The sequence below is a fragment of the Streptomyces wedmorensis genome, from assembly GCF_000716445.1.
Lineage (GTDB): Bacteria > Actinomycetota > Actinomycetes > Streptomycetales > Streptomycetaceae > Streptomyces > Streptomyces wedmorensis.
The window spans coordinates 229,681-253,418 of record NZ_JNWK01000001.1 but is presented as its reverse complement, the minus strand read 5'-3'; the positions used below and the strand labels follow the sequence as shown (position 1 = coordinate 253,418).

The 23,738-nt window shown below is 73.4% G+C and carries 19 protein-coding genes; 14 read left to right on the top strand and 5 right to left on the bottom strand.

Annotated features, from left to right (window positions below; genetic code table 11):
• Window positions 1-114 precede the first annotated feature (114 nt).
• Complete coding sequence (locus OO54_RS01000; RefSeq protein ID WP_033200939.1) at window positions 115-1,977, top strand: ATP-binding SpoIIE family protein phosphatase; 1,863 nt, start codon at window positions 115-117, stop codon at window positions 1,975-1,977.
• Window positions 1,978-2,022: 45 nt separating this feature from the next.
• On the opposite strand, the gene OO54_RS00995 is transcribed toward OO54_RS01000, so the two are convergent.
• The 3 genes from OO54_RS00995 to OO54_RS48680 form a co-directional block, all read right to left on the bottom strand.
• A complete protein-coding gene (locus OO54_RS00995; RefSeq protein WP_033200938.1) occupies window positions 2,023-2,841 on the bottom strand; it encodes a DUF1684 domain-containing protein in 819 nt (272 codons plus the stop codon).
• 357 nt (window positions 2,842-3,198) lie between these two features.
• Window positions 3,199-4,272: a chitinase gene (locus OO54_RS00990; RefSeq protein WP_033200937.1), complete on the bottom strand. Its 1,074-nt coding sequence runs from the start codon at window positions 4,270-4,272 to the stop codon at window positions 3,199-3,201.
• Window positions 4,273-4,445: 173 nt separating this feature from the next.
• Window positions 4,446-7,040: a bifunctional serine/threonine protein kinase/MFS transporter gene (locus OO54_RS48680; RefSeq protein ID WP_051786624.1), complete on the bottom strand. Its 2,595-nt coding sequence runs from the start codon at window positions 7,038-7,040 to the stop codon at window positions 4,446-4,448.
• A 152-nt stretch (window positions 7,041-7,192) separates the two neighbouring features.
• Between OO54_RS48680 and OO54_RS00980 the strand changes: the two genes are divergently transcribed.
• Complete coding sequence (locus OO54_RS00980) at window positions 7,193-9,049, top strand: serine/threonine-protein kinase (protein WP_033200936.1); 1,857 nt, start codon at window positions 7,193-7,195, stop codon at window positions 9,047-9,049.
• A 7-nt stretch (window positions 9,050-9,056) separates the two neighbouring features.
• On the opposite strand, the gene OO54_RS00975 is transcribed toward OO54_RS00980, so the two are convergent.
• Entirely contained in the window at window positions 9,057-11,075 is a 2,019-nt protein-coding gene (locus OO54_RS00975) for a SpoIIE family protein phosphatase (RefSeq protein WP_051786623.1), read from the bottom strand.
• A 414-nt stretch (window positions 11,076-11,489) separates the two neighbouring features.
• Between OO54_RS00975 and OO54_RS00970 the strand changes: the two genes are divergently transcribed.
• From OO54_RS00970 to OO54_RS00940, 7 genes are all read left to right on the top strand, one after another.
• Window positions 11,490-13,241: an ATP-binding protein gene (locus OO54_RS00970; RefSeq protein WP_063738236.1), complete on the top strand. Its 1,752-nt coding sequence runs from the start codon at window positions 11,490-11,492 to the stop codon at window positions 13,239-13,241.
• A complete protein-coding gene (locus OO54_RS00965; protein ID WP_017236514.1) occupies window positions 13,238-13,639 on the top strand; it encodes a roadblock/LC7 domain-containing protein in 402 nt (133 codons plus the stop codon). The genes OO54_RS00970 and OO54_RS00965 overlap by 4 nt, the downstream gene beginning before the upstream one ends.
• Window positions 13,636-13,989, top strand: a complete 354-nt coding sequence (locus OO54_RS00960) for a DUF742 domain-containing protein (RefSeq protein WP_026057728.1) — start codon at window positions 13,636-13,638, stop codon at window positions 13,987-13,989. Before OO54_RS00965 ends, OO54_RS00960 begins: the two co-directional genes overlap by 4 nt.
• Window positions 13,970-14,599 (top strand): GTP-binding protein, encoded by a 630-nt coding sequence (locus tag OO54_RS00955; protein WP_033200935.1) that lies wholly within the window; start codon window positions 13,970-13,972, stop codon window positions 14,597-14,599. The genes OO54_RS00960 and OO54_RS00955 overlap by 20 nt, the downstream gene beginning before the upstream one ends.
• Window positions 14,596-15,825, top strand: coding sequence for a cytochrome P450 (locus OO54_RS00950; protein WP_033200934.1), 1,230 nt, complete (start codon window positions 14,596-14,598; stop codon window positions 15,823-15,825). Before OO54_RS00955 ends, OO54_RS00950 begins: the two co-directional genes overlap by 4 nt.
• Window positions 15,822-17,066: a cytochrome P450 family protein gene (locus OO54_RS00945; protein ID WP_051786622.1), complete on the top strand. Its 1,245-nt coding sequence runs from the start codon at window positions 15,822-15,824 to the stop codon at window positions 17,064-17,066. Before OO54_RS00950 ends, OO54_RS00945 begins: the two co-directional genes overlap by 4 nt.
• A gap of 93 nt (window positions 17,067-17,159) precedes the next feature.
• Window positions 17,160-18,389 (top strand): nitric oxide synthase oxygenase, encoded by a 1,230-nt coding sequence (locus OO54_RS00940; protein WP_078904988.1) that lies wholly within the window; start codon window positions 17,160-17,162, stop codon window positions 18,387-18,389.
• On the opposite strand, the gene OO54_RS00935 is transcribed toward OO54_RS00940, so the two are convergent.
• Complete coding sequence (locus OO54_RS00935; protein ID WP_033200933.1) at window positions 18,386-18,838, bottom strand: SRPBCC family protein; 453 nt, start codon at window positions 18,836-18,838, stop codon at window positions 18,386-18,388. The genes OO54_RS00940 and OO54_RS00935 overlap by 4 nt on opposite strands.
• 192 nt (window positions 18,839-19,030) lie before the next feature.
• Between OO54_RS00935 and OO54_RS00930 the strand changes: the two genes are divergently transcribed.
• The 5 genes from OO54_RS00930 to OO54_RS00910 all read left to right on the top strand — a co-directional run bounded on the left by OO54_RS00930 (window position 19,031) and on the right by OO54_RS00910 (window position 23,738).
• Entirely contained in the window at window positions 19,031-19,795 is a 765-nt protein-coding gene (locus OO54_RS00930) for a hypothetical protein (protein ID WP_033200932.1), read from the top strand.
• A gap of 218 nt (window positions 19,796-20,013) precedes the next feature.
• A complete protein-coding gene (locus OO54_RS00925; RefSeq protein WP_033200931.1) occupies window positions 20,014-21,105 on the top strand; it encodes a sugar ABC transporter substrate-binding protein in 1,092 nt (363 codons plus the stop codon).
• 44 nt (window positions 21,106-21,149) lie between these two features.
• Window positions 21,150-21,926, top strand: coding sequence for an ATP-binding cassette domain-containing protein (locus OO54_RS00920; RefSeq protein WP_078904987.1), 777 nt, complete (start codon window positions 21,150-21,152; stop codon window positions 21,924-21,926).
• The gene (locus tag OO54_RS00915; protein ID WP_033200929.1) at window positions 21,923-23,206 is read left to right on the top strand and encodes a sugar ABC transporter permease; all 1,284 of its coding nucleotides are present in this window, start codon (window positions 21,923-21,925) and stop codon (window positions 23,204-23,206) included. Before OO54_RS00920 ends, OO54_RS00915 begins: the two co-directional genes overlap by 4 nt.
• 28 nt (window positions 23,207-23,234) lie before the next feature.
• Window positions 23,235-23,738 carry a DUF6328 family protein gene (locus OO54_RS00910; RefSeq protein ID WP_033200928.1) on the top strand — a complete coding sequence of 168 codons (504 nt, stop codon included), beginning with the start codon at window positions 23,235-23,237 and terminating at the stop codon, window positions 23,736-23,738.

Here is a 23,738-nt window from a genome sequence, read left to right as displayed (position 1 = left end):
TGTGATCGTGCGGGTATATGCAGGTCCGTCTTCCGCATGGCTGGTGCATACCGGCGGCTTCCGGTGCATGCTGTGCAGCGAGAGCGTTCGAGTTCCTGTGTGGAGGCCGAAAGAGTGAACGGCGGCAACCGGAGGCGGCGCGTGATCAGCCGGACCTCGGGTGGGCGGGGCTCGGCGGTGCGCCGGTCGGGAGGTGCCCGCGGGCGGTCCACACGGAGCGGCGGGGGCGTACCGCTCGACCGGCTGTCCACGCGGGGGCGGCTCGCGTGGCTGAACTCCGCCGGGTCGCGGATCGGGACGACGCTGGACCTGGAGCGCACCGCCCGGGAGCTGGCCGAGTTCACCGTGCCGGGCTTCGCCGACGGGGCGGCCGTCGACATCCTGGAGAGCGTCCTGCGCGGCGAGGAGGGCTCGCGGTGGACGGGCACCGGGGTCCCCCTGATGCGCGCGGCCGCACTGTGCGCGGTCGAGGAACTGTCCTCGCTGGAGCCGACCCCGGTGGGCGAGACGTTCGTGCGCGCCGAGGAGCAGCACGAGACGCTGCTGCACCAGTACTGTCTGCGCCAGGGCAAGCCGGTGCTGCTGAGCCGCATGCGGAACGACGACTTCATCAAGGTGGCGCCGACGGAGAGCGCCGCGGCGAAGATGCGCGCCGCCGGCGTGCACACCTATCTCGCGGTGCCCCTGATCGCCCGCGGGCTGCTGCTCGGGAGCGCCGACTTCGTGCGGGGCTCGGGGTCGCCGCCGTTCTCGGCCACGGACCTCGCGCTCGCCGAGCAGCTGGCCTCCCAGGCCGCCGTCTTCATCGACAACGCCCGGCTGTACGGGCGTGAGCGCGAGCACGTCGTGTCGTTGCAGCGCAGTCTGCTGCCCCGCGCGACGCCGGTCACGCCCGGGCTGCGGGTGCAGGCCGAGTACGCGCCGTCCACGGGTCACCACGAGGTGGGCGGCGACTGGTACGACGTCATGGCGCTGCCCAGCGGCCGTACGGCTCTGATGGTGGGCGACGTCATGGGGCACGGCCTGCCCGCCGCCGCGACCATGGGACGGCTGCGTGCGGTCGCGCGCACCCTCATGACCCTGGACATGGCGCCGGAGCGCGTCCTGGCCCGGCTCGACCTCGCCACCCGTGACCTGGAGGACGAGCAGGTCGCCACCTGTCTCTGCGCGGTCTACGATCCGGCCGATTCCACGTACACGCTGGCCAGCGCCGGGCATCTGCCTCCGCTCCTGCTCGACGGGCAGGGCGCCGCCGACTTCGTGGACCTGCCGGTCGGCGCGCCGCTGGGCGCGGGGGTGATCCCGTACGACCCGGTCCGGCTGACGGTCCCCGAGGGCGGCGACCTGGTCATGTACACGGACGGCCTCATCAAGTCCCGGCACGCCGACCTGGACCGCCAGCTGGAGCTGCTGCGGTCGGCGGCGCGCGACCTGGGACCCGGGGGGCTCGCCGGTGGCGCCCTGGTGGAACGCGCGCCGGCCGGCGACTCCCGTTTCGACGAGGCGGTGCTCCTCACGGCGACGACCACCGCGGCGACGACCGCGACCGCCGCGCCCGCCACGCCAGGGACGCCGGGGGCGTCGGAAGTCCCCGGCGGCGCCGCGGTCGACCTCCGTGTGTGGCGGCTGCCGCAGGAGGGGCGCGCCGCGTCGGTGGCCAGGGGGCTGGTCACCGAGCAGCTCGCCGCGTGGGAGCTGACGGAGCTCGCCGACGTCTGCGAACTCGTCGTCTCCGAACTCGTCGGCAACGCCCTGCGCTACGGCAACGGTCCCGGCGAACTCCGTCTCCTCCGCGGCGAACGCCTCGTCGTCGAGGTCTCCGACACGGGCCCCGACCTGCCCCAGATCCAGCACGCCGACCTCAGCGACGAGGGCGGTCGGGGCCTCCAGCTCATCAACATGCTGTGCCGGCGGTGGGGTTCCTGCCGCACCGTCACCGGCAAGGTCGTCTGGGCGGAGCAGAACCTCCACTCCTGACCGGCTTCGCAGCCGGCCTGATCGACAGGACACCCCTGCGTGGGGTCAGGCCCCCCGCTCGTGGGGGATCTTCTCGCCCGCCTCGACGGCGACGGGGAGCCGGTTCTCGGCCGGGGGCAGGGGGCAGGTGGCGAAGTCGGTGTAGGCGCAGGGGAGGTTGGTGGCGCGGTTGAAGTCCAGGACGACCGTGCCGTCGGGGCCGGGGGCGTCGACGCGGAGGTCGCGGTTGGCCGCGTACGTGGTGACCCCCGAGGTCGCGTCGGTGAAGAGCACCGTGAGGCTGCCGGGGGTGTGGCCGTTGAAGGCGGTCAGGCTCAGCTCGCGGCCGTCGAGGCGGAAGGCGATGCGGCCCGGGGCGTCGTAGACGTGCTTCAGGCCCTCGACGGAGGCGCCGACGGTGGTGGGGCGCGGTTCGGGGAACGGGAGGTAGCGGCCGGTGACCACCCAGCGGGGATCGGGCGCGTAGGCGGGGGTGCCTTCGAACGCGACACGCAGCGGATGGCCGGGGTCCCTCGGCCGCACCACGTCGTGGCCGCCGCGCTTGGCGACCTCGATCACGATGTCGCCCCACACGGCGTCGACCCCGCCGCGCTCGGGGATCACGCCGAAGGTGTGCCGTCCCCGGACCGCGGTGCCGCCGACGACGAGTTCCGTCCCCTCGTCGAGGGTGACGGTGACGCCGTCGGGTCCGGTCGACCAGGCTCCGGGCACGCCGGGGAAACTCCGTGGCTCGGCGGCGAGCCAGTGCAGGCCGGTGATGGCGAGGAAGCCGTGTTCGGCGGCGAGCCGGGCGTCCTTGCCGCGGTGCCATTCCTCCCACTCCTCGGCGAAGCCGGCGGTGGCGGGCGTGGTCGGGGTGCTCATGGGTCCTCCTGCGAGGTGGTGACGGCATGGGGCGCGGCCCACGCCACGGAAGACCGGGGCAGGGGAAAGGACGGCATGGTGGGCCGCGCGGGGGCGCTCAGGGGCGCGAGGGGGTGCGCGGAGGCCCTGCGGTGGCGGTGGGACGCCGGTGGGGAGGGCCTCGGTGTCAGCCCGGACAGGACGTGGTCGTGACGCGCGCGTAGTCCACGTGGCGGCGCGTCACGAGCAGGGTCATGGGGTCAGCAAAGCACAACCCCGCCGCGGGGCACCAGAGGTACTCGCACGGACGCGGAACGCCCCCGCCGTGGCGGGGGCGTCGCAGGGGGACCGGGGTGGGGCGGCGGGCCGGTGGCGCGGCTAACGCCTCTGGAGGGCCTTGACGTTGTCGCCGAAGGTCCAGTTCTTGGATCCGTCCCAGTTCGCGGACCAGGTCATGAGGCCTTTGAGGGCGCCGCCGTAGTGGTTCCAGGCCTGGGCGACGGCGGTCGGGCTCATGTAGCCGCCGCCGGCGCCGGGTTGCGCGGGGAGGCCGGGGACCTGCTTGTCGTAGGGGACGCGGATGGTGGTGCCCTGGATGACGAGTCCGCGGTCGAGGCAGTCGGTCTGGGCGACGAATCCGGCGACGGTGCCGGCGGAGTAGGAGTCGCCGGAACACCCGTACATGCTGCCGTTGTAGTACTGCATGTTGAGCCACCACAGACGGCCGTTGTCCGCGTACTTCTTGACGATGGGGAGGTACGCGCCCCAGATGGAACCGTAGGCGACGCTGCCGCCGGTGACGTACGCGGTCTCGGGTGCCATCGTCAGTCCGAATCCGGCGGGCATGCGGGCGAGGACCCCGTCGATGATGCGCACGAGGTTGCCCTGCGACGTGGAGAGGGTGCCGATGGAACCGCTGCCGACGAGGCCGGTCTCGATGTCGATGTCGATGCCGTCGAAGTTGTAGGTCTTGAGGATCGGTACGACGGTGTCGACGAACCGGTCGGCGACGGCGCTCGAACCGAGGTCGATTCCGGCGGTGGCGCCGCCGATCGAGAGCAGGAGGGTGGCTCCGGCGGCCTTCGCGCGGCACATCTCGGCCGGGGTGGGGACGCGGACGGTGTTGTCCATGCCGTCCTGCCACAGCACCGTGCCGTCCGATCGGATCACGGGGAAGGCCGCGTTGACGACGTTGTATCCGTGGGCGGCGAAGCGCGGGTCGTCGATGGGGGCCCAGCCGAAGGGGGGATGGACGCCGTTGGCGGCGCCGTCCCAGTTCTCCCAGTACCCCTGGAGCACCTTTCCGGCGGGCTTGGGCTTGAGGGCGCAGGTGTCCGCCGCCGGGGCCGCGGCGGCGGGGGCCGGGGCGAGTGCGGTGGCGACGAGGGCGGTGGCGGCGAGCAGGGTGGTGAGCCCCGCTCCGAGTGCGCGGGTGATCCGATGGCCTGGCATGCGTGCTCCTGAGGACGTGGGGGTCTTCCTGGGCGTCGCGCGCGTTCCAGCAGACCGTAGGTTGGTCCAGACCTTTCGTCAACAGCCGTTGCACACAGGGGACTTGAACGCAGAAGCGGCGGACACCGGGGACTCCCCCGGCATCCGCCGCCCGATGACCCGCCGCATCGCCCTCAGAGCTCGGGAGTCCTCGACCTGACGAGAAGGCCGCCGAGCAGGCCCGCCAGCAGCATCAGACCGGCCGCGCACCACAGGGTGACGGAGTAGCCGGCGAGGACCGCCGCCTGGCCCTCGGCGACGACGTCGCCCACCGTTTCGGGGAGGTCGCGCCGGTCGAGCAGGATGCCGCCCTCGAGGGCCTCCCGCATGCCCTCCGGGATGCCCGTCACGTCACGCGCCCGGCCCGAGATCACCGCGGCGAGGACGGCGCCGACCAGCGGCGTCGCGAGCATCCCGCCGAGGTTCTGAGCGGTGAGGACGACCGCGGCGGTTCCGCCGGGGTTGCGGGCGAACGCCGTGCCGGCCGCGGTGGCGATGAGCGGCGAGAGCGCGAGACCGAGGCCGGTCCCGACGAGGAGGAGGGTGGGCAGGACCAGGCCGCTGTACGAGCTGTCCGCCTCCAGACGGGTCAGCAGGGCCGTGCCGACCGCCGCGAGCACGAGGCCCGGCGCGATCAGAAGGCCGGGCGCGACCCGGTGCTGGAGGCGGGCGGAGGCCTGGGTCGAGACGATCAGGAGGGCGGCCGCCATGGGCAGCAGCACCAGGCCGATCCGGGCCGGCGGGGCGTCGTGGGCGCCGCTCAGGTAGCGCCACAGGATCAGGACCAGGCCGGACGTTCCCGTGCTCGCGAGGAGCAGGGCGAGGAGGGCGCCGAGGCGCCCGCGGTCCTGGAACACGTGCGGCGGTGCCAGCGGATCGCCCGTCCGGGTCTGCCGCCACACGAAGACCACGAGCAGGGCGACGCCCGCCGCGAGCAGGACCAGGGTCAGCGGCTGCGCCCAGCCGCCCTGCCGCGAACCGCCCGAGCCGAACGACGTATCGGCCGTCACGAGGCCGAAGCCGAGGGCAGCGAGAGCTCCGGTACCGAGCAGGACGCCGAGCCCGTCGAAGCGGACGGAGGCGCGGGCCCGCCGGTCGTCGACGACGCCGCTCGCCACGGCGGCGGCCACGGCGGCGAGCGGAACGGTGGCATAGAGGCACACCCGCCAGCCGAAGCCGTCGACCAGCCAGCCGCCCGTGAAGTCGCCGATCGCCACACCGCCGCCGGCGAACGCGGCGTAGAGCCCGAAGGCCGTGCCGCGTTCCTTCGGGTCGGTGAAGCCGCCGGCCACCAGGGCGAGGGCGGCGGCGGAGGCCAGCGCGGCGCCCACGCCCTGCAGGACCTGCGCCGCGACGATCAGCGCGGTGGCGGGCGCCGAGCCGCCGGCCACGGAGGCCACGGCACATGTCGCGAGGCCGACGAGGAGCGTCCTCTTGCGGCCGAGGAGATCGGTGACGTGCCCCCCGAGCAGCAGCAGCGCGCCGAAGGCCAGCCCCTGGGCGACGAGCATCATCCGCAGGGCGTCCACATCGATGCCCAGGTCGGACATCGCGGCCGGCAGTCCCATGTACGAGGCAGAGACGCCGATCGCCACCACGAGCTGCGTCAGCACGGCGGCCACCAGTCCCCACCACCGCCTGGGTGAGGTGCCGGGGACGTCGGGCGGGAGCGCGGGAGGGCCCCAGGCGCCCGGCACCGGGCCGCCGGCCGGTCCGAATCCCGGCGGCGGCCGGTGGTCGACCGGGGTCGTCGGGGTGTACGCGGGCGGTTGCGGGGGCGACTGCGGCTGGGCGGGGATCCGCGGGTCCGGCGGGTTCACGACCCGCGTCTCGGGCGCGAAGTCGAGCAACCCGGCTGCATGCCGGCCGAGTTGGGCGAGTACGGAACCGGGCAGCCATTCCTCGGCCCCGTCGGTCACCGTGCGGGCGGCCACGTCGGCGGGGGTGGGCCGCATTGTCGGGTCCTTGTGCAGGCACTCGCGCACCAGGTCGACGAGCGAGTCCGGTACGCCGGTCAGGTCGGGCTCCTCCTCCGCGATCCGGAAGAGGTGCGCGTGGAGGCCGGTGTCGGTGGCGCCGAAGAGGAGCCGCCCGGTGGCCGCGTACACGAGGACGGCGCCCAGGCAGAACACGTCGCTCGCCGGGGTGAGTTCGAGCCCGCGCACCTGCTCGGGCGACATGAACCCGGGCGAGCCGATCAGCATCCCGGTACGGGTGCGCAGGCTGTCGCCGGCCAGTCCGTCCATCGCGCGGGCGATCCCGAAGTCGATGACGCGCGGCCCGTCCACCGTCACCAGCACGTTGGACGGCTTCAGGTCCCGGTGGATGAGGCCCGCGCCGTGGACGGACTGAAGGGCCACGGCGAGACGGTGGGCGAGGGTGCGCACCGAGTGCTCGGGCAACGGGCCGAAGTCCTTGGCCACCACGGTCGTCAGGTCGGGCCCCGGGATGTACTGGGTCGCCACCCAGGGCACCGGCGCCTCGGTGTCGGCGTCGAGGACGGCCGCCGTCCAGTCGCCGCCCACCCGCCGGGCGGCGGCGACCTCGCGTGCGAACCTCTGGCGGAATTCGGGGTGCTGGGCGTGTTCGGCCTGCACCACCTTCACCGCGACCGTCCGACCGGCTTCCGACCGCCCGAGGTAGACCAGTCCCATCCCTCCTTCGCCCAGCCGGGCGATGAGGCGGTACGGGCCGATGCGCGTCGGATCTTCGGTGATCAACTGTTCCACGCCGGTAACATAGTTGAGGCCCCCGCTCCACCGCGCCGGATCACCGCGATCCATGGCCGAAGTCACCGGTTCCGCATCGTCACGGCCGGACGGCCCGGCACCGATAGGGTGCCCTCCGGGCAACAGTGCTGCACGTGGGGAGACTTGGGTTCATGAGCGGTCGGCAGTCGGGTACAGGCGGCGGCGCAGTGGTGTTCCACCCGCTCGCGGCGGACGATCCCACCACGGTCGCGGGCTACCGGCTCGCCGCCAGGCTCGGGGCCGGCGGCATGGGGAAGGTGTACCTGTCGTACACGCCCGGCGGCCGCCCCGTCGCCGTCAAGCTGATCCGCCCCGAGTTCGGCGAGGACGCTGAGTTCCGCCGCCGGTTCGCGCAGGAGGTGCGCTCCGCCCAGCGCGTGCAGGGCCTGTTCACGGCGCCCGTGATCGACGCCGACCCGGACGGCGCGCAGCCCTGGCTGGCCACCGCGTACGTCCCCGGCCCCTCGCTCGCCGACGCGGTCGTCGCGCACGGGGCGCTGCCCGTCGAGACCGTGCTGCTGCTCGTCGCGGGGATGGCCGAGGCCCTGCACGTGATCCACGGCGCCGGGATCGTGCACCGTGACCTCAAGCCGTCCAACGTGCTGCTCGCCGCCGACGGGCCCCGCGTCATCGACTTCGGCATCGCGCACGCGGCCGACGCGACCTCGCTCACCGGCAGCGGAGTCACCATCGGCACCCCGTCGTTCATGGCCCCCGAACAGGCCGCCGGCAGCAAGGTCACGCCCGCCACGGACATCTTCGCGCTCGGCCAGGTCGCGGCGTACGCGGCGACCGGGGTGCCCGCGTTCGGCGAGGGCACCTCGCACGGGGTGCTGTACCGGATCGTGCACGAGCAGCCGGACCTGAGCGCCGTGCCTGAGCGGCTGCGCGAGCTGATCGAGCGCTGCCTGGGGAAGGATCCGGAGTCCCGGCCGTCGATCCCCGAGGTCATCCGGCTCTGCCAGGCCGCGAACGCGTCGACGGTGCTGCGCCGGCCCGAGGACTGGCTGCCCGGTGCGGTGTCCGCCGACATCACGGCCCGGACGGCGGCTCCGGCCCCGCTCCAGGCCCCGCCCCCGCCGACCGTCGCCCCCGTGGCCGGCTACGCGCCGACCGCGCCGGCCGGCCCCTCCGTGGCGTACCCGCCGACGGCCCCCGCCGGGCCCGCCGCGGCCTACTCCCCCACGGCTCCGGCGACGCCCGCGCCGCCGGTCGCCCCACCCGCCGCGTTCGGACCCCCGGCAGGGCAGCAGCCGCCGGGCGCGTACCCGACGCCCGCGCACCACACGGCGCCGCCCTCCGCCGCGTACGCGCCCACGCAGGGCCCCGCCCACCCGGGGGCGTATCCGCGGGCCCCGTATCCGCAGCCCGGCGCGCCCGGCGTCCGGCCGGGTCCCGCCAAGCGGGGCCTGCTCGTGGCCGTCGCGGCCGCGGTGGCCTTCGCCGTCGCGGGCAGCGTCACGGCGTACGTGGTGCTGAAGGACGACGACAAGGGGCGGACGACGGCGGACGGCGGCAAGCCGAGCGGTCAGGGCGGCGCCGGCGGGGGCGGGTCGGCGGGCGCGACCACGGGTGCGAAGCCGTCGTCGACGCCCGAACCGAAGGCGTACGACTTCAAGGCGATCAACCTCACCGCCGGCTACCACCTGACCCTCGGGGACGACACGGTGCGCCCCCAGGCCGGGGAGGACGGCGGGTACGAGCTCTCGTACGACACCGGCGGGTACCTGGACGCGGAGAGCAGCGGCGGGAGTCTGGTGCTGCTCGACCCCGGGCAGGAGGGTTCCCTCGCCACGTGCCGGGCGGAGACGCGGTTCACCGAGAACATCTACGTGAACAAGCTGTCCACTGGCCGTCAGGTCTGTGTCACGACGGGTTCGGGCCATCTGGGGCTCGTCACCGTCAAGGGGCTCTCTCCCGAGGACTCGCCCAGTACGTACATGACGATCGACGTGACGGTCTGGCGGAACGCGGCCGCCTCCTCGTAGGGCGTCGTCAGCGGGGCGACGGGGCCTTCGTGCCGATCTCCGCCCAGACGGTCTTGCCGGCGTCCGTGTAGCGCACGCCCCAGTCGTCGGCGATGGAGGCGCAGATGAGGAGCCCGCGGCCGCCCTCGTCGACCGCTTTGGCGTGGCGCAGGTGCGGGGCGGCCTGCCCGGCGTCGCTCACCTCGCAGACGAGTCCGGGGCCCTCCTTCATCAGCCGGAGGGTGATCGGCGCGGCGCCGTAGCGGATGGCGTTGGTGACGAGTTCGCTGGCGACGAGCGTCACGGCGAAGGGGTCGAGGGCGAGGCCCCACTGGGCGATGCGGTCCTCGACGAGGGTGCGGGCGGTGCCGACCTCCGCGAAGTCGAAGGGGATCTCCCACGCGGCGAGTTCGTCCGCGGAGAGTCGGCGGGTGCGGGCGAGCAGGAGGACGCGGTCCGGGGCGAGGAGCCGTTCGAGGTCGTCGGCCATCGCCTCCGGGTCGCGGTCGGGTCGGGAGAGCGCGGCCATCACCCCGTCCGGCCGGGCGCCCTCGTCGCCGGGTGCGGGTGCGGAGGCCAGGCAGATGGTGCTGCCCTCGGGGAGCTCGTGGGTCGCGCAGGCGAACGGCGGTCCCTCGGCGCCGAGCAGGGGCCCGTCCTCGACGGGTCGGTCGTCGACCGAGCCGTCGGGCCGCACGACGGCGAAGAGGGAGGTGCCCGCGCGGGCGACGTCGAGGCGGCCGACGGCGGGGTCGTACACGGCGATCGTGCAGCTCGCGGTCGGCTCGTCGGCCGCGGATCCGAACGCGGATGCGTCCGACTGCTCGCCGGAGAGGCGGCGCGTGGTGGTGTGCAGCCGGGCCAGGAGTTCGTGCGGGTCGAGGTCGAGCGTGCTGAGGCTGTGGACGGCGGTCCGCAGCCGGCTCATGGTGGCGACGGCGCTCAGCCCCGGGTTCTCGACCTGTCCGGCGACCAGGGCCACCCGTGCTCCGGGCAGCGGGATGACGTCGTACCAGGAACCGGCGCCGGTGCCGCCCGGGCGGTGGCGCTGGGCGACGTCGACGGCCCGCTGGGTGGCCTCGTGCTGGCGCAGCGGCCAGCTCTGCAGCGCGTACATCACGATGTGCTCGCGCGTGAAGCGCAGCGCGTTCTCCAGGCAGATCGCCGTGCGGGTGGTGAGGGCGGCGGCGAGCGCGAGGTCGTCGCGCCCGTACGGTTCGGCACCCTGGCCGCGGTGGAAGGCGACGGCCCCCAGCACCTGCCCGTGCACGCTCAGCGGGGCCACGAGAACGGGCCCCGCCGGGTGGCCGCCCGCCGTCGGCCCGGCGGGCAGCAGGGCCGCCTCCGTGGGCAGCGCGTCGCCGAAGACGCCCGGCAGCAGGACCGGGCCGACGTCCGGCACGGGCGGGCCCGCCACCGTCCGGCCGGCGGCGGCGCAACGCAGCAGCGGGGCCGTGTCGGCGGACTCGAGGGCGGGGTCCTTGCCCCTCAGCACGGCGTCGGTCAGGGCGACGACCACCGAGTCCGCGAACCCGGGCAGCGTCACGTCCACGAGTTCGCGGGCGGTGCGCTCCACGTCCAGGCCGGTGCCGATCCGCTCGTGCGCGTCGTGCAGGAGGTCGAGCCGGGCGCGGGCGCGCTCGCGGTCGGTGACGTCGGTGCTCGTGACGACCAGGCCGAGCACTTTTCCGTCCGTGTCCTCCAGCCGGTGGACGGAGACGGAGAAGACGGGCAGACGGTGCGTGCCGGGTCGGGGCAGGCCGGTGACCAGACGGCCGGTGGCGGGGCGGCCGGTGGCGAGGACGTCGAGCAGGACGCCCTCGTCGTACGACACCCCGAAGGTGGCGTACGCCTCCGCTGCCGGACGGCCGACGATCCGTTCGGCGGGGATGCCGCGGACACCCGCCGCGACCTTGTTCACCTTGATCACGCGCAGGTCCCGGTCCAGCACGTGCAGGCCCACCTGGGCCTGGGTGAAGACGGCTCCCAGGACCGCTTCGCCCCAGGTCTTCTCGTCCACCGTGACCAGCGGCTGTTCCGCGTCCACTCGCCCCTCCCACAGGGATGTCCGGCCGGCGGTACCCGGGCCCGCGCCGCGCCGCGCCGCCCGGGCACGGCGGACGAGGGCGTGGCCGAGGTGCTCCCGCCGCTCCCCCGAGCCTCCCTCACCGCGGCGCATCCCGCGAACGGACGACCGGACGGCGGTCCGGGCGACGGCCCGTCGGGCGCGTGGGCCCGGCGAGCCGGGTCGTGCGGGCAACGGGCATTCAGGAATCGGTTACCGAACGGTACTTCCTGAGGGGCAGGCAAGTACGGACCTTCTTGGGCGCAGTGGCGGAAAAGTATGCGCGCAAGTGAATGCCGATCCGATCACGAGTGTTCCGAACTGATCAACAGCGCATCTATAGTGCCGTCGTTGCGCCCCCCTTCCCCCGCGTGCCCGCCCCCGAGAGTCTGGTCGATGCCGGCGTCACCCACCCCCTTCCGCCCTGCCCTGATCGCCTCGCTGCTGACCGCCGCGGCGGGTGGCGCGCTCGCCGCCGCGGCCGTCGCCGCGGCACCGGGCGGGGTCCGCACCCCGCTGGGCTGGCTCGGCACCTGCGGAGTCCTGCTGCTCTCGGCCGCGGCCTTCGCCGTGACCTGGTACGCGCGGACCTCACGAGCCCTGAGCCGGCGCGCCGATACCCTCGCCGCCGAGATCGCCTCCAAGGACGCCTACGCCGCCCGGTTCGCCTCCGCCGCCGAGCGCGAGACGGCCGCCCTCGAGGAGCGGCACGCGGCGGAGACCGCCGCCGCCGAAGCGGCCCACACGGCGCGGGCCGAGGACCTCGTACGGTCCCACGCCGCCGAGGTCGCCGAACTCGCCCGGCAGACGGCCGCCGCCACCGAACTCCTCGAAGCCCGGCTGCGCCGTGCCGAGTCCGGCCGGTCCGCCGCCATGGCCGCGGCGGCCAACGCCGCCGGCCGCATGCAGGCCCTCGCCACGAGCATGCTCGCCGACCTGCGCGAGATGGAGAACCGGCACGCGGACGAGGACGTCCTGACCGACCTCCTCCACCTCGACCACCGCACCGCGCAGGCCGGCCGCCTCGCCGACTCCGTCGCCGTGCTCAGCGGAGCCCGGTCCGGCCGCCGCTGGGCCCGCCCGATCGTCATGGAATCGATCCTGCGCGGCGCGATGGGCCGGATCAGCGGCTACCAGCGGGTGCGGCTGCACTCCAGCAGCGACGCGGCCGTCGCCGGCCACGCCGCCGAGGGCGTCATGCACGCCCTGGCCGAACTCATGGACAACGCGGCGAACTTCTCGCCGCCCACCGCCGAGGTCCACGTCTACGTGGAGGAGGTCCCGGCCGGCGTCATCATCGCCGTCGAGGACAGCGGCCTGGTGATGAGCGACGTCCAGCAGCGCCGCGCGGAGGCCGCCGTCGGCTCCGCCCCGCAGGACCTGGCCGGCCTGTCCGGAACCCGGCTCGGCCTCGCGGTCGTCGGCCGCCTCGCGCGCAAGCACGGCCTCACCGTGTCCTTCCGCCCGTCGGCCCGCGGCGGCACCGGCGCGCTCCTGATGCTGCCTCAGGAACTAATCAGCCACTCGCCCGTGGAACCGGCGGTCGCCCCGGCCGACCCGCTGCCGCCCGTGTCGGGCCGCGGCCTGTCCACGCCCGCGCCGACGGCCGCCGTCCCGGCGCCCACGCCTGTCCCCGAGCCCGAGGCCGTGCACGACACCGCCGCCGAGAGCACCGGCGGGCACCCGCCGTTCGGTGAGAGCGGCCTGCCCCAGCGCCGACGCGGCCGGGCGATGGCCGCCGCCCACCCCGACGGCCCCGAGGCCGCCGCGGGCGCACCCGCCGCCGGCCCGCGCACCGGCGCCGCGGCCGGCGCGGCGAACCGGTTCGGCACGTTCCGCCGGGCGGTCCGCGGCACCGCCGTCCGCCCGGACGACGAGCCGCACGACGCCTCCCACCCGGAGCCCGACACCACGACGGACACCCCGTCCGCCACGGCCGCCGCCGTCCTCGAAGGCCGGTCCGGCACCCCGTCCGACCCCGACGGGGCACCCTCCCCGTCCGCCACGGCCGACCCGGCTGCCCCCGCCGTCTCCGTACGCGAAGACCGCGCATCCTCCGTCCCGTCCGAACCGGCCGGCCGGGCGTCCGCCCCTCGGGCGCCGTCGCCGTCCTCGAACCCCCCGTACCCGGAAGGCACCCCGCAATGACCGGCTCCACCACCGACGAGAAGCTCAGCTGGCTCCTGGAGGGCCTGCTGGAACGCACCCCGGGCACCCGGCACGCCCTGGTGCTCTCCCGCGACGGGCTCAAGCTCTGCCGCACCCCCGAGCTCTCCGTCGACCAGGCCGACCAGCTCGCCGCGATCGCCGCCGGCATCCAGAGCCTGTCGCACGGTGCCTCCGTGGAGTTCGGCGACGGCACGGGCGGGGTCCGCTCCGCGATCGCCGAGTTCTACGGCGGCATCCTGTTCATCGTCGAGGCCGGCGAGGGGGCCCATCTCGCGGTCGTCGCCGACGAGGACGCCGACGCGGGTCTCGTCGGCCACAACATGTCCGAGCTGGTGGAGCAGTTGGGCGAGCACCTGGTCGCGAGGCCCCGGGGATGAGCCGCGGCAGGCCGGGCCGGGACGACTCCCCCGACCGCCTCTACACCCTGACCGGCGGCCGCAGCCGCGCCGGTTCCGACGCCTTCGACCTGGTGACCCTGGTGGTCTCCGAGAGCGACCCGGTGCCCGGCATGCAGTCCGAGCACGCGGCGATCCTGCGCATGTGCCGCCTGCCCACGGCGGTGGTGGAGGTCGCGGCCGGGCTCGGCCTGCCGGTGTCGATCACGCGGATCCTCCTGGCCGACCTGCACGACACCGGCCGGATCAGCGCCCGTCACCCCCGCGCGTCGTACCGCCTTCCCGATCACGACATCCTGGAGCAGGTGCTCGTTGGACTCCGTAACCTCTGAACAGCGCCGGACCCTGCACAGCACCGCCGACAACGGACTGAAGATCGTCGTCGTCGGTGGGTTCGGAGTCGGCAAGACCACCCTGGTCCGCTCGGTCAGCGAGATCCGTCCGCTGAACACCGAGGAGACGATGACCCAAGCCGGCGAGGGCGTCGACGACACCGCCGGCGTGGCCGCCAAGTCGGCCACCACGGTGGCCTTCGACTTCGGCCGCATCTCGTTCGACGCCCACAACGTCCTGTACCTGTTCGGGGCGCCCGGCCAGGAGCGGTTCTGGTTCCTCTGGGACCGGCTGTTCTCCGGGACCCTCGGCGCGGTCGTGCTCGTCGACACCCGGCGGCTCGCCGACTCCTGGTACGCCATCGACCGTCTGGAACACCACGGGACGCCGTTCGTCGTCGCCTGCAACGACTTCGGCGGCCCCGCCCACACCCCCGCCCGGATCCGCGGGGCGCTCGACCTCGCCGACGAGGTCCCGCTGGTCATGTGCGACGCCAGGTCGCGCGAGTCGAGCAAGCAGGTCCTCATCACCCTCGTCGAGCACCTGCGGACCGTCGTCGCCCCGGCCGTGCGGCCGGTCCCGCAGCCGATCCCGGAGCCCGCCCCGTGACCCTCCCCGAACATCCGCCCGTCCCCCTGAACGGGCCGCGGTTCCAGACCGACCCCAACGAGCTGTACCGGCAGATGCGGCGCGAGCACGGGGCGGTCGCCCCCGTCGTCCTCGACGGCGACGTACCCGCCTGGCTGGTGCTCGGCTACCGCGAGCTCCACCAGGTCACCAGCGACCCGGTGCTCTTCTCCCGGGACTCCGAGCTGTGGAACCAGTGGGACGCCATCCCGGCGGACTGGCCCCTGCTGCCCATGATCGGCCGCAAGCAGCCGTCGATCCTGTACACCGTCGGCGAGCGCCACCGCGAGCGCGCGGCCGTCATATCCGGTGCCCTGGAGGCGATCGACCCGTTCGCCCTGAAGGAACGGGCCGAGCGGTTCGCCGACGAGCTCATCGACGGGCTCTGCGGGAAGGGCGCCTGCGACATCATCGCCGAGTACGCGATGCTGCTGCCGGTACGGGTCCTCGCCAGCGTCTACGGCTTCGCCGACGAGCAGGGCCCGGGGCTCGTCACCGCCATGAACGACATGATCAACGGTCAGGAAGGAGCGCTGGAGGGCCAGCGCCACCTGGCGGAGTCCATGTTCGCCCTCCTCGCCGCGAAGGCGGAGGCGCCGGGCGACGACGTCGCCTCCCGGATGCTCGGCAACACCGCCGGCTTCACGGTCGAGGAGGTCGCCCAGGACCTCATGGTGATGATGGCCGCCGGCCACCAGCCGACCGCCGACTGGATCGGCAACTCGCTGCGGCTGATGCTCACCGACGACCGGTTCGCGGCCTCGCTGTCCGGCGGCCGGCACAGCGTCGGCGAGGCGATGAACGAGGTGCTGTGGGAGGACACGCCCACCCAGAATGTCGCCGGACGGTGGGCCTCGCGCGACACGCACCTCGGCGGTCGCCGGATCGGCCGCGGCGACCTGCTGCTCCTGGGCCTGGGAGCCGCCAACGCGGACCCGCACGTGCGGGCCGACTCGGGCAGGCTCACCGGCGGCAACAACGCCTACCTCTCCTTCGGCCACGGCGAACACCGCTGCCCCTTCCCGGCCCAGGAGGTCGCCGAGACCATCGCCCGGACGGGGATCGAGGTGCTGCTCGACCGGCTGCCGGACGTGGACCTCGCGGTCGCCGAGGGCGCCCTCGCCCGCCGTCCCTCCCCGTGGCTGCGCGGCCTCACCGCGCTTCCCGTGACGTACACACCGACCCCCGCACTTGGAGCACTCGGATGACCTGCCCGCACGCCCACGCCGCCGCGTCCGGCACCGACGCCATCACCCTGGACCCGTTCGTCGCCGACCTCGACGGCGAGAGCGCCCGGCTGCGCGCCGCGGGCCCGCTGGCCCGTGTCGTGCTGCCCGGCGGGGTGGCCTGCTGGGCCGTCACCCACCACGCCGAGGCGCGGCGGCTGCTCACCGACGCCCGCCTGGTCAAGGACATCGACGTGTGGGGTGCCTGGCAGCGCGGCGAGATACCCATGGACTGGCCGCTGATCGGCCTCGCGAACCCCGGCAAGTCGATGCTGACCGTCGACGGCGACGAGCACCGGCGGCTGCGCACGCTGGTCGCGCAGGCGCTGACCACTCGCCGGGTGGAGCGGCTGCGCGAGGGCATCGAGGCCCTGACCGAGGGCATGCTGGACCGGCTGGCGGAGCGTCCGGCGGGTGAGACCGTCGACCTGAAGGCGGAGTTCGCCTACCCGCTGCCGATGAACGTGGTCAGCGACCTGATGGGCGTCGACCCGGCCGACCACCCGCGGATGAAGGCCCTGTTCGAGAAGTTCTTCTCGACGCAGACGCCGCCCGAGGAGGTGCCGCAGATGATGGCGGACCTGGGCACGCTGTTCGCGGGGATCGTGGCGGGCAAGGCCGAGAAGCCCGGTGACGACCTGACGAGCGCGCTGATCGAGGCCTCGGAGGGCGGCGACCGGCTCACCACGGAGGAGATCACCAACACCCTCCAGCTGATGGTGGCGGCCGGGCACGAGACGACGATCAGCCTCATCGTGAACGCCGTCGTGGCCCTGGAGACCCACCCCGAGCAGCGTGCGCTGGTCCTCTCCGGGGAGGTGCCGTGGGCGAACGTGATCGAGGAGACCCTGCGCTGGTCGACACCGACCTCGCACGTCCTGATCCGCTTCGCCACCGAGGACATCGAGGTGGGCGACCGGGTCCTGCCCGAGGGCGAGGCCCTGATCGTCTCGTTCGGCGCCATCGGACGGGACGAGGAGCAGCACGGCCCGACGGCGGGCTCGTTCGACGTGACGCGCACGCCGAACCGTCACATCTCGTTCGGTCACGGCCCGCACGTCTGCCCGGGCGCGGCCCTGTCCCGTCTGGAGGCGTCGGTGGCGCTGCCCGCGCTGTACGCGCGCTTCCCCGGGCTGCGTCTCGCCGTGCCGCGCGAGGAGTTGCGGAACAAGCCGGTGGTGACGCAGAACGACCTGTTCGACCTGCCGGTCGTCCTGGCCTGACGGCCACAGGCGCCCGGCAGCCTAGCAGCGGGGGTCCCCTCCCGGGCGGAGAACGCCCTACTCTCCGCTCCCACGCGTGTTCATGCGGTAGTCATGAGCCCGGGAGGGAACACCTTGATCTTCAGCTTGAGCCGCCGCCGGAAGTCCGCCCCCACGAGCACCGCATGTCCGTACGCGTCGGGCCCCGGCGGCGCGCCCGCGGGGGCCGGCGCGCCGCCGGGGCCGCCCGGGGTTCCGCCGGTCGACCGTCTGGAGGCCGAGGCCTTCGTCCGCCAGTTCCACCGGGAGCAGCCGGGCGCCGGCGACGCGGAGCGCAGGGTCCGGGAGGTTTGGTCCGAGATCGACCGGACCGGCGGCTACGAGCACACCGCCGAGGAGCTGGCGTTCGGGGCCCGGGTCGCGTGGCGGAACGCGGCGCGCTGCATCGGCAGGCTCTACTGGCGGAGCCTCGTGGTGCGGGACCTGCGGCACGTGACGGCGGCCGACGACATCGCCGCCCACTGCTTCGCGCATCTGCGGCAGGCCGGGAACGGCGGCCGGATACGTCCGGTGATCTCCGTCTTCGCCCCGGACCGGCCGGGCCGTCCGGGGCCTCGGATCGTCAACGACCAGCTGGTCCGGTACGCCGGCCACCGCGCGCCCGACGGCCGCTGGACGGGCGATCCGCGCAGCGCGCCGCTCTCCGAGCGGGCCGCCGACCTGGGCTGGAAGCGGAACGACGACCGGTTCCAGGTGCTGCCGCTGATGGTCGAGGAGCGCCCCGGCGTGCGGCCCGAATGGTACGAACTCCCGGACGACGCCGTGCTGGAGGTCGCACTGCGCCACCCCGACCACGCGTGGTTCGCGGAGCTGGGGCTGCGCTGGTACGCGGTGCCGGCGATCAGCGACATGGTCCTGGAGATCGGTGGCGTGCGCTATCCGGCGGCGCCGTTCAACGGCTGGTACATGGGCACGGAGATAGGCGCCCGCAACCTCGCCGACGCCGAGCGCTACAACCTGCTCCCGGTGGTCGCCGACCGGCTGGGCCTGGACCGGTCGAGCGAGCGCACCCTGTGGCGGGACCGGGCGCTGGTCGAGCTCAACGTGGCGGTGCTGCACTCCTTCCAGGAGGCCGGGGTGACGATGGCCGACCACCACACCGAGTCCGGGCGCTTCCTCCGGCACATCGAACGCGAGAGCCGCCTCGGCCGGGCGACTCCGGCCGACTGGAGCTGGATCGTCCCACCGCTCTCAGGCTCCGCGACGCCGGTCTTCCACCGCTACTACGACCCGGTGGACCCTTCCCTGCGACCGGCGTTCGTCCCCCGTGCGCACGCCGTCTAGGAGGCGGCGGAACTCTCCAGGATGCCCTTGAGGGTGCGTTCGTCCTTCGGCATCTCCTTGCGGACGTGGGGGCGGACGACGAGCGGGACGAGGGCCTTTCCGATCCCGTGGCCCTCGAAGTCGAGCGAGAGGGTCACGCGTGACCGCTCGCCGCCGTCGAGGGGTTCGATGCTGCCCTGGACGTCGCCGCGTACGGGGCCGTCGATGCCGTGCACGTGCCAGTGCCTCGGCGGGTCGAGTTCGACGACCTGCATGGTCTGGGTGATCTCGCGTCGACCGAGGCGCCGGGTGACGGCGACCTTCGACCCGACGCCGAAGGGGGCTTCCCCGAGCCTGCGGACGGAGACCGCGCTCTCCTGCCAGTCGGGCAGGTGCGTGGGGTCGGTCACGTAGCCGAAGACGTCGGCGGGCGTGCGGGAGATGTCGATGGATTCCGTGATGGCGGCCATGATGCCTTCTTCGTCCGACGGGAGGCCTCGTCGGCATCCGCTCGCCGGCGCGGACTCATTGTCGCTTCGTACGGATTGTCCCACTCGGGGCGATGTCGGGCCAGCGTCGATCTGAGTAGCGGTACTCATGTCGGCGCGGGGCGACGGCGGGACCATGACGCGAGGACGGTGCAGGGGGGCGGAGGGGGAGGCATGCGCAAGGTCGTGGGTGGTCTGGTGGCGGCGGGGCTGGCGGTCGGCGCGCTGGTGCTGGCGTACGCGGTGGGGGCGCCGCCCGGCACGGTGCTCGCCGTCGGCGCGGGGGTCCTGGGGTCGCTCTGGCTGCTGCTGCTCCTGACGACGCCGTGGAACATCTACTTCCGGGCCCACGCGGTGCTCGCCGAGATCGCGGTCAGCCGGGAGAAGGGGATCGCCGTCCCCGAGGAGCGGGACGCCGAGGCGGGGCGCATCGCGCGGGTGATGCTGCGGGTCGCCGTCGCCGGCCATCTGGCGACCGCGGCCGCGGCGGTGGCGGTGGCCGCCGCGACGGGCCGCGAAGCGGGCTACTGGTGCGCCGGGTTCTTCCTGGCGAGCACGTTCTTCCGGCCGGCCGGCGCGTACTTCGGGCAGCTGCGGCGCAGGCTCGGCACCCTGCTCAGGGAGGTCACGTACCCGCGTGACGACGTGGTGGCGCTGCGCGACCGGGTGGCCGCCCTGGAGAGCGGCGCCTCGGTCCTCGACGGCAAGGCGGAGGAGCAGTACCGGGCGCTCGCCGAGCTGCGCCGCACCGCGGACGCCATCGCCCTCTCTGCGCACGAGCGCGCCGACGCCACCGACCGCAGGATCGCCGCCCTGGCGCGGGAGTTCGAGTCGACGGTGAACCGGCTGACCGACAACGAGGAGATCATCACCGGCCTCAAGGCGTTCCTGAGGCTGCTGCGGGCCACCGACGCGGTCGACGGCTCCACGCCGTCGTGACCGGCGGCGGCAGGGTGGGCCGCCGTCGTGACCGGCGGCGGCAGGGTGGGCCGCCGTCGTGACGGGCTGCGGCCGGTGGGATCGCCGCCGTAACCGGCCGCGTCTCACCCGCTTGCCGGTCGCCAGGTTGCGGCTAATGTCGATATATAGGCCATAAGTTCCGCCGGCTGCCGTGTCGGCTCGGCGAGGGGAAGGGGGGCGGACGAAAGGAGCCTCCCATGACCCGTACGTTGCGGGCTGCGATAGCACTGGCCGGAGCCGCCGCATTCTCCCTGGGCGCGGTGGCGACCAGCGGCGCGGCCCAGCCGGGCACGGGATCGGCGGCGCAGGAGGACATACGGATCGGCCTGCTGCTGCCGGAGAGCAAGACCACGCGGTACGAGAAGTTCGACCGGCCCTACATCGAGGCCAAGATCAAGGAACTGGCACCCGGGGCCCAGATCGACTACTACAACGCCGCGGAGAGCGCCACGACCCAGCAGCAGCAGGTCAACACCGCGCTCGCCAAGGGCGACCAGGTCCTCATCCTGGACGCCGTGGACGCCAAGTCGATCCAGTCCTCCGTGCAGAAGGCCCATGACGCGGGCGTCAAGGTCGTCGCCTACGACCGCCTCGCGCAGGGACCGGTCGACGCCTACGTCTCGTACGACAACCGCAAGGTCGGCGAGCTCCAGGGCAAGGCGCTCCTGGAGGCGCTGGGCGACAAGGCCGGAAGCGGCCAGATCGTGATGCACAACGGATCGCCGACCGACCCGAACGCCGCGGAGTTCAAGGCGGGCGCGCACTCGGTCCTCGACGGCAAGGTGAAGATCGGCAAGGAGTACGACACGCCGAACTGGGACCCGAACAACGCCAACCAGCAGATGTCCGGCGCGATCAGCGCGCTCGGCAAGGACAACATCGTCGGCGTCTACTCGGCCAACGACGGACTCGCCGCGGGCATCGCGACCGCTCTGAAGTCGGCGGGCATCAACGTCCCGCTGACCGGTCAGGACGCCCAGCTCGACGCGATCCAGCGGATCCTGCTCGGCACCCAGACCATCACCGTCGAGAAGCCGTACAAGCCGGAGGCCGACATCGCCGCGACGATGGCCGTCGACCTGGCCGAGGGCAAGCCGCTCCCGCCCGACCTGGTGCCCACCACCGTCACCAGCGGCAGCGGCCAGAAGGTCCCGGCGAACCTGCTGACCCCGGTCGTGGTCGACAAGAGCAACATCAAGGACACCGTCGTCAAGGACGGCCTGTACACGGTCGAGGAGATCTGCACCCCGACCTACGCCGCGGCCTGCAAGGAGGCCGGTCTCCAGTAGCGGCAGATCCCAGGTACGCAGGGCTGGTTGAGGAGGCGGTTCCCTTGCCGGAGCCTGTGCTCACACTGCGGGGTATCTCCAAACGGTTCGGCGCGGTCCAGGCGCTGAAGGGTTTCGACCTGGAGGTGCACCCCGGCGAGGTGGTGGCGCTGGTCGGCGACAACGGCGCCGGCAAGTCCACCGCCGTGAAGGCGATCGCCGGGGTGAACCCGCCCGACGAGGGCGTCATCGAGTGGCAGGGCCGGCCGGTCTCCATCAGCCGGCCCCACGACGCCCAGAACCTCGGCATCGCGACCGTCTACCAGGACCTGGCGCTGTGCGACAACCTCGACGTGGTCGCCAACCTGTTCCTCGGGCGCGAGCTGCGCCGCTTCGGCGTGCTCGACGAGGTGCGGATGGACCAGCGGGCGCGTGAGCTGCTCGACACGCTGTCCATCCGGATCCCGAGCGTCCGAATCCCCGTGGCCTCCCTCTCCGGCGGCCAGCGGCAGACGGTGGCCATCGCCCGCTCGCTGATCGGCGCGCCGAAGGTGGTCATCCTCGACGAGCCGACCGCGGCCCTGGGCGTGGAGCAGACCGCCGAGGTGCTCGACCTGGTGGAGCGGCTCCGCGACCAGGGCCTCGGGACGATCCTGATCAGCCACAACATGGTGGACGTGATGGCGGTCGCGGACCGGATCGCCGTCATGCGCCTCGGCCGGAACAACGGCTTCTTCGACAAGCGCTCCACGACCACCGAGGAGATCATCTCCGCCATCACCGGGGCCACCGACAGCGCCGTCACCCGCCGCCAGGCCCGCAAGCGGGAGGAGGAGCGATGAGCCGCGACCGTCGTGTCCAGGGCCCCGACGACGCCACCCAGGAACCGGCGCCCGGTGCCCTTCCGGCCGTCGACAGCCGCCTCCTCGTCCGCGAGGAGGGCCTGAAGGGGTACGTCGGGGAGTTCCGGCGCAAGCTGCGCAGCGGCGAGCTGGGATCGCTTCCCGTGGTGCTGGCCGTGATCATCATCTGGACGGTGTTCGGCAGCCTGGACAGCACGTTCCTGTCGGCCCAGAACCTGTCCGACCTCAGCCAGCAGATCGTCGGCACGGGCATGATCGCCGTCGGCATCGTCTTCGTCCTGCTGCTCGGCGAGATCGACCTGTCGGTCGGTTCGGTCAGCGGTCTGTGCGCCGCGATCTTCGCCGTGCTCAACGTGCTGAACGGCATGAACGAGTGGCTGGCGCTGCTGATCGCCGTGACGAGCGGTGCGGTGGTCGGGCTCATCCAAGGGTTCTTCTTCGCGAAGGTCGGCGTGCCGGCCTTCGTCGTCACCCTGGCGGGCAACCTCGCCTGGAACGGTCTGATGCTCCAGGTGCTCGGCACGAGCGGCACGGTCAACATCCCCGCCGAGAGCATCGTCGCCAAGCTCTACTCGACGGTCTTCCACAGTCCTGCCGCCGCCTACGTGACGGCGGCCGTCGGCGTCGGCCTCTTCCTGGCCGCCTCGCTGCTCGACGCGAGACGGCGCCGGTCGGCCCGCGTGCCGTCGCGGCCGGTCGCCGAGATCGCGCTGCGCACGGCGGTGCTCGCCGCCATCGCGTTCGTCACCGCGTACATCCTCAACCAGTACCAGGGGCTGCCGCTCGCCCTGCTGATCTTCCTGATCCTGCTCGTCCTCCTGGACTTGGTGCTGCGCCGCACCACGTACGGCCGGCGGATCTTCGCGGTGGGCGGCAACATCGAGGGCGCCCGCAGGGCCGGCATCAGCGTCCCGTTCGTGCGGATGTCCGTCTTCTCGATCTCCGGGACGATGGCGGCGGTCGGCGGCATCTTCCTCGCCGGACAGATCCAGTCGGCGAGCCAGACCTCCGGCGGCGGCAACCTGCTGATGAACGTGATCGCGGCGGCCGTCATCGGCGGCACCAGCCTGTTCGGCGGGCGCGGTTCCGTGTGGTCGGCGCTGCTCGGAGCGCTGGTGATCGGGTCGATCCAGTCCGGCATGAACATCATGGGCGTCAGCAATGCCGTTCAGTTCATGATCACCGGTTCGGTGCTCCTCGCCGCCGTGGTCGTCGACTCGCTGTCCCGGCGCAGCCAGAAGGCCGCGGGCCGGGCCTGAATCCGCGGACGCGCGGAAGGAGAAGTCCATGGAGGAGGGGTCGAGGGCGGAGACGGGCAGGGCGCGCGGCCGGAACGAGACCGAGGAGGAGCGGGCCGACCGGCGCTGGCAGGAGCTCATACAGGAGATCCGGGTGGCGCAGACCGGCGTCCAGATCATCCTCGGCTTCCTGCTCACGGTGGCCTTCACCCCGCATTTCCAGGGACTGGGACAGACCGACAAGACCATCTACGTCATCACCGTCGTCCTCGGGTCCCTGGCGACGGGCGCCCTCATCGGCCCCGTCGCCCTCCACCGGATCGTCTCGGGCCGGAAGGTCAAGCCCCAGGCGGTCGTCTGGGCCTCGCGGCTGACCTTCACCGGCCTGGTGCTCCTCCTGGCGACCCTCACCACCGCCCTCCTCCTCGTGCTGCGGGTCGTCACGCAGGACTCCTACGTGCCCTGGCTGGTCTGCGGCGTCCTCGCCTGGTACCTGCTCTGCTGGTTCGCGCTCCCGCTCTGGGTGCGTCTGCGCTACACGGTCGGGGAGTGA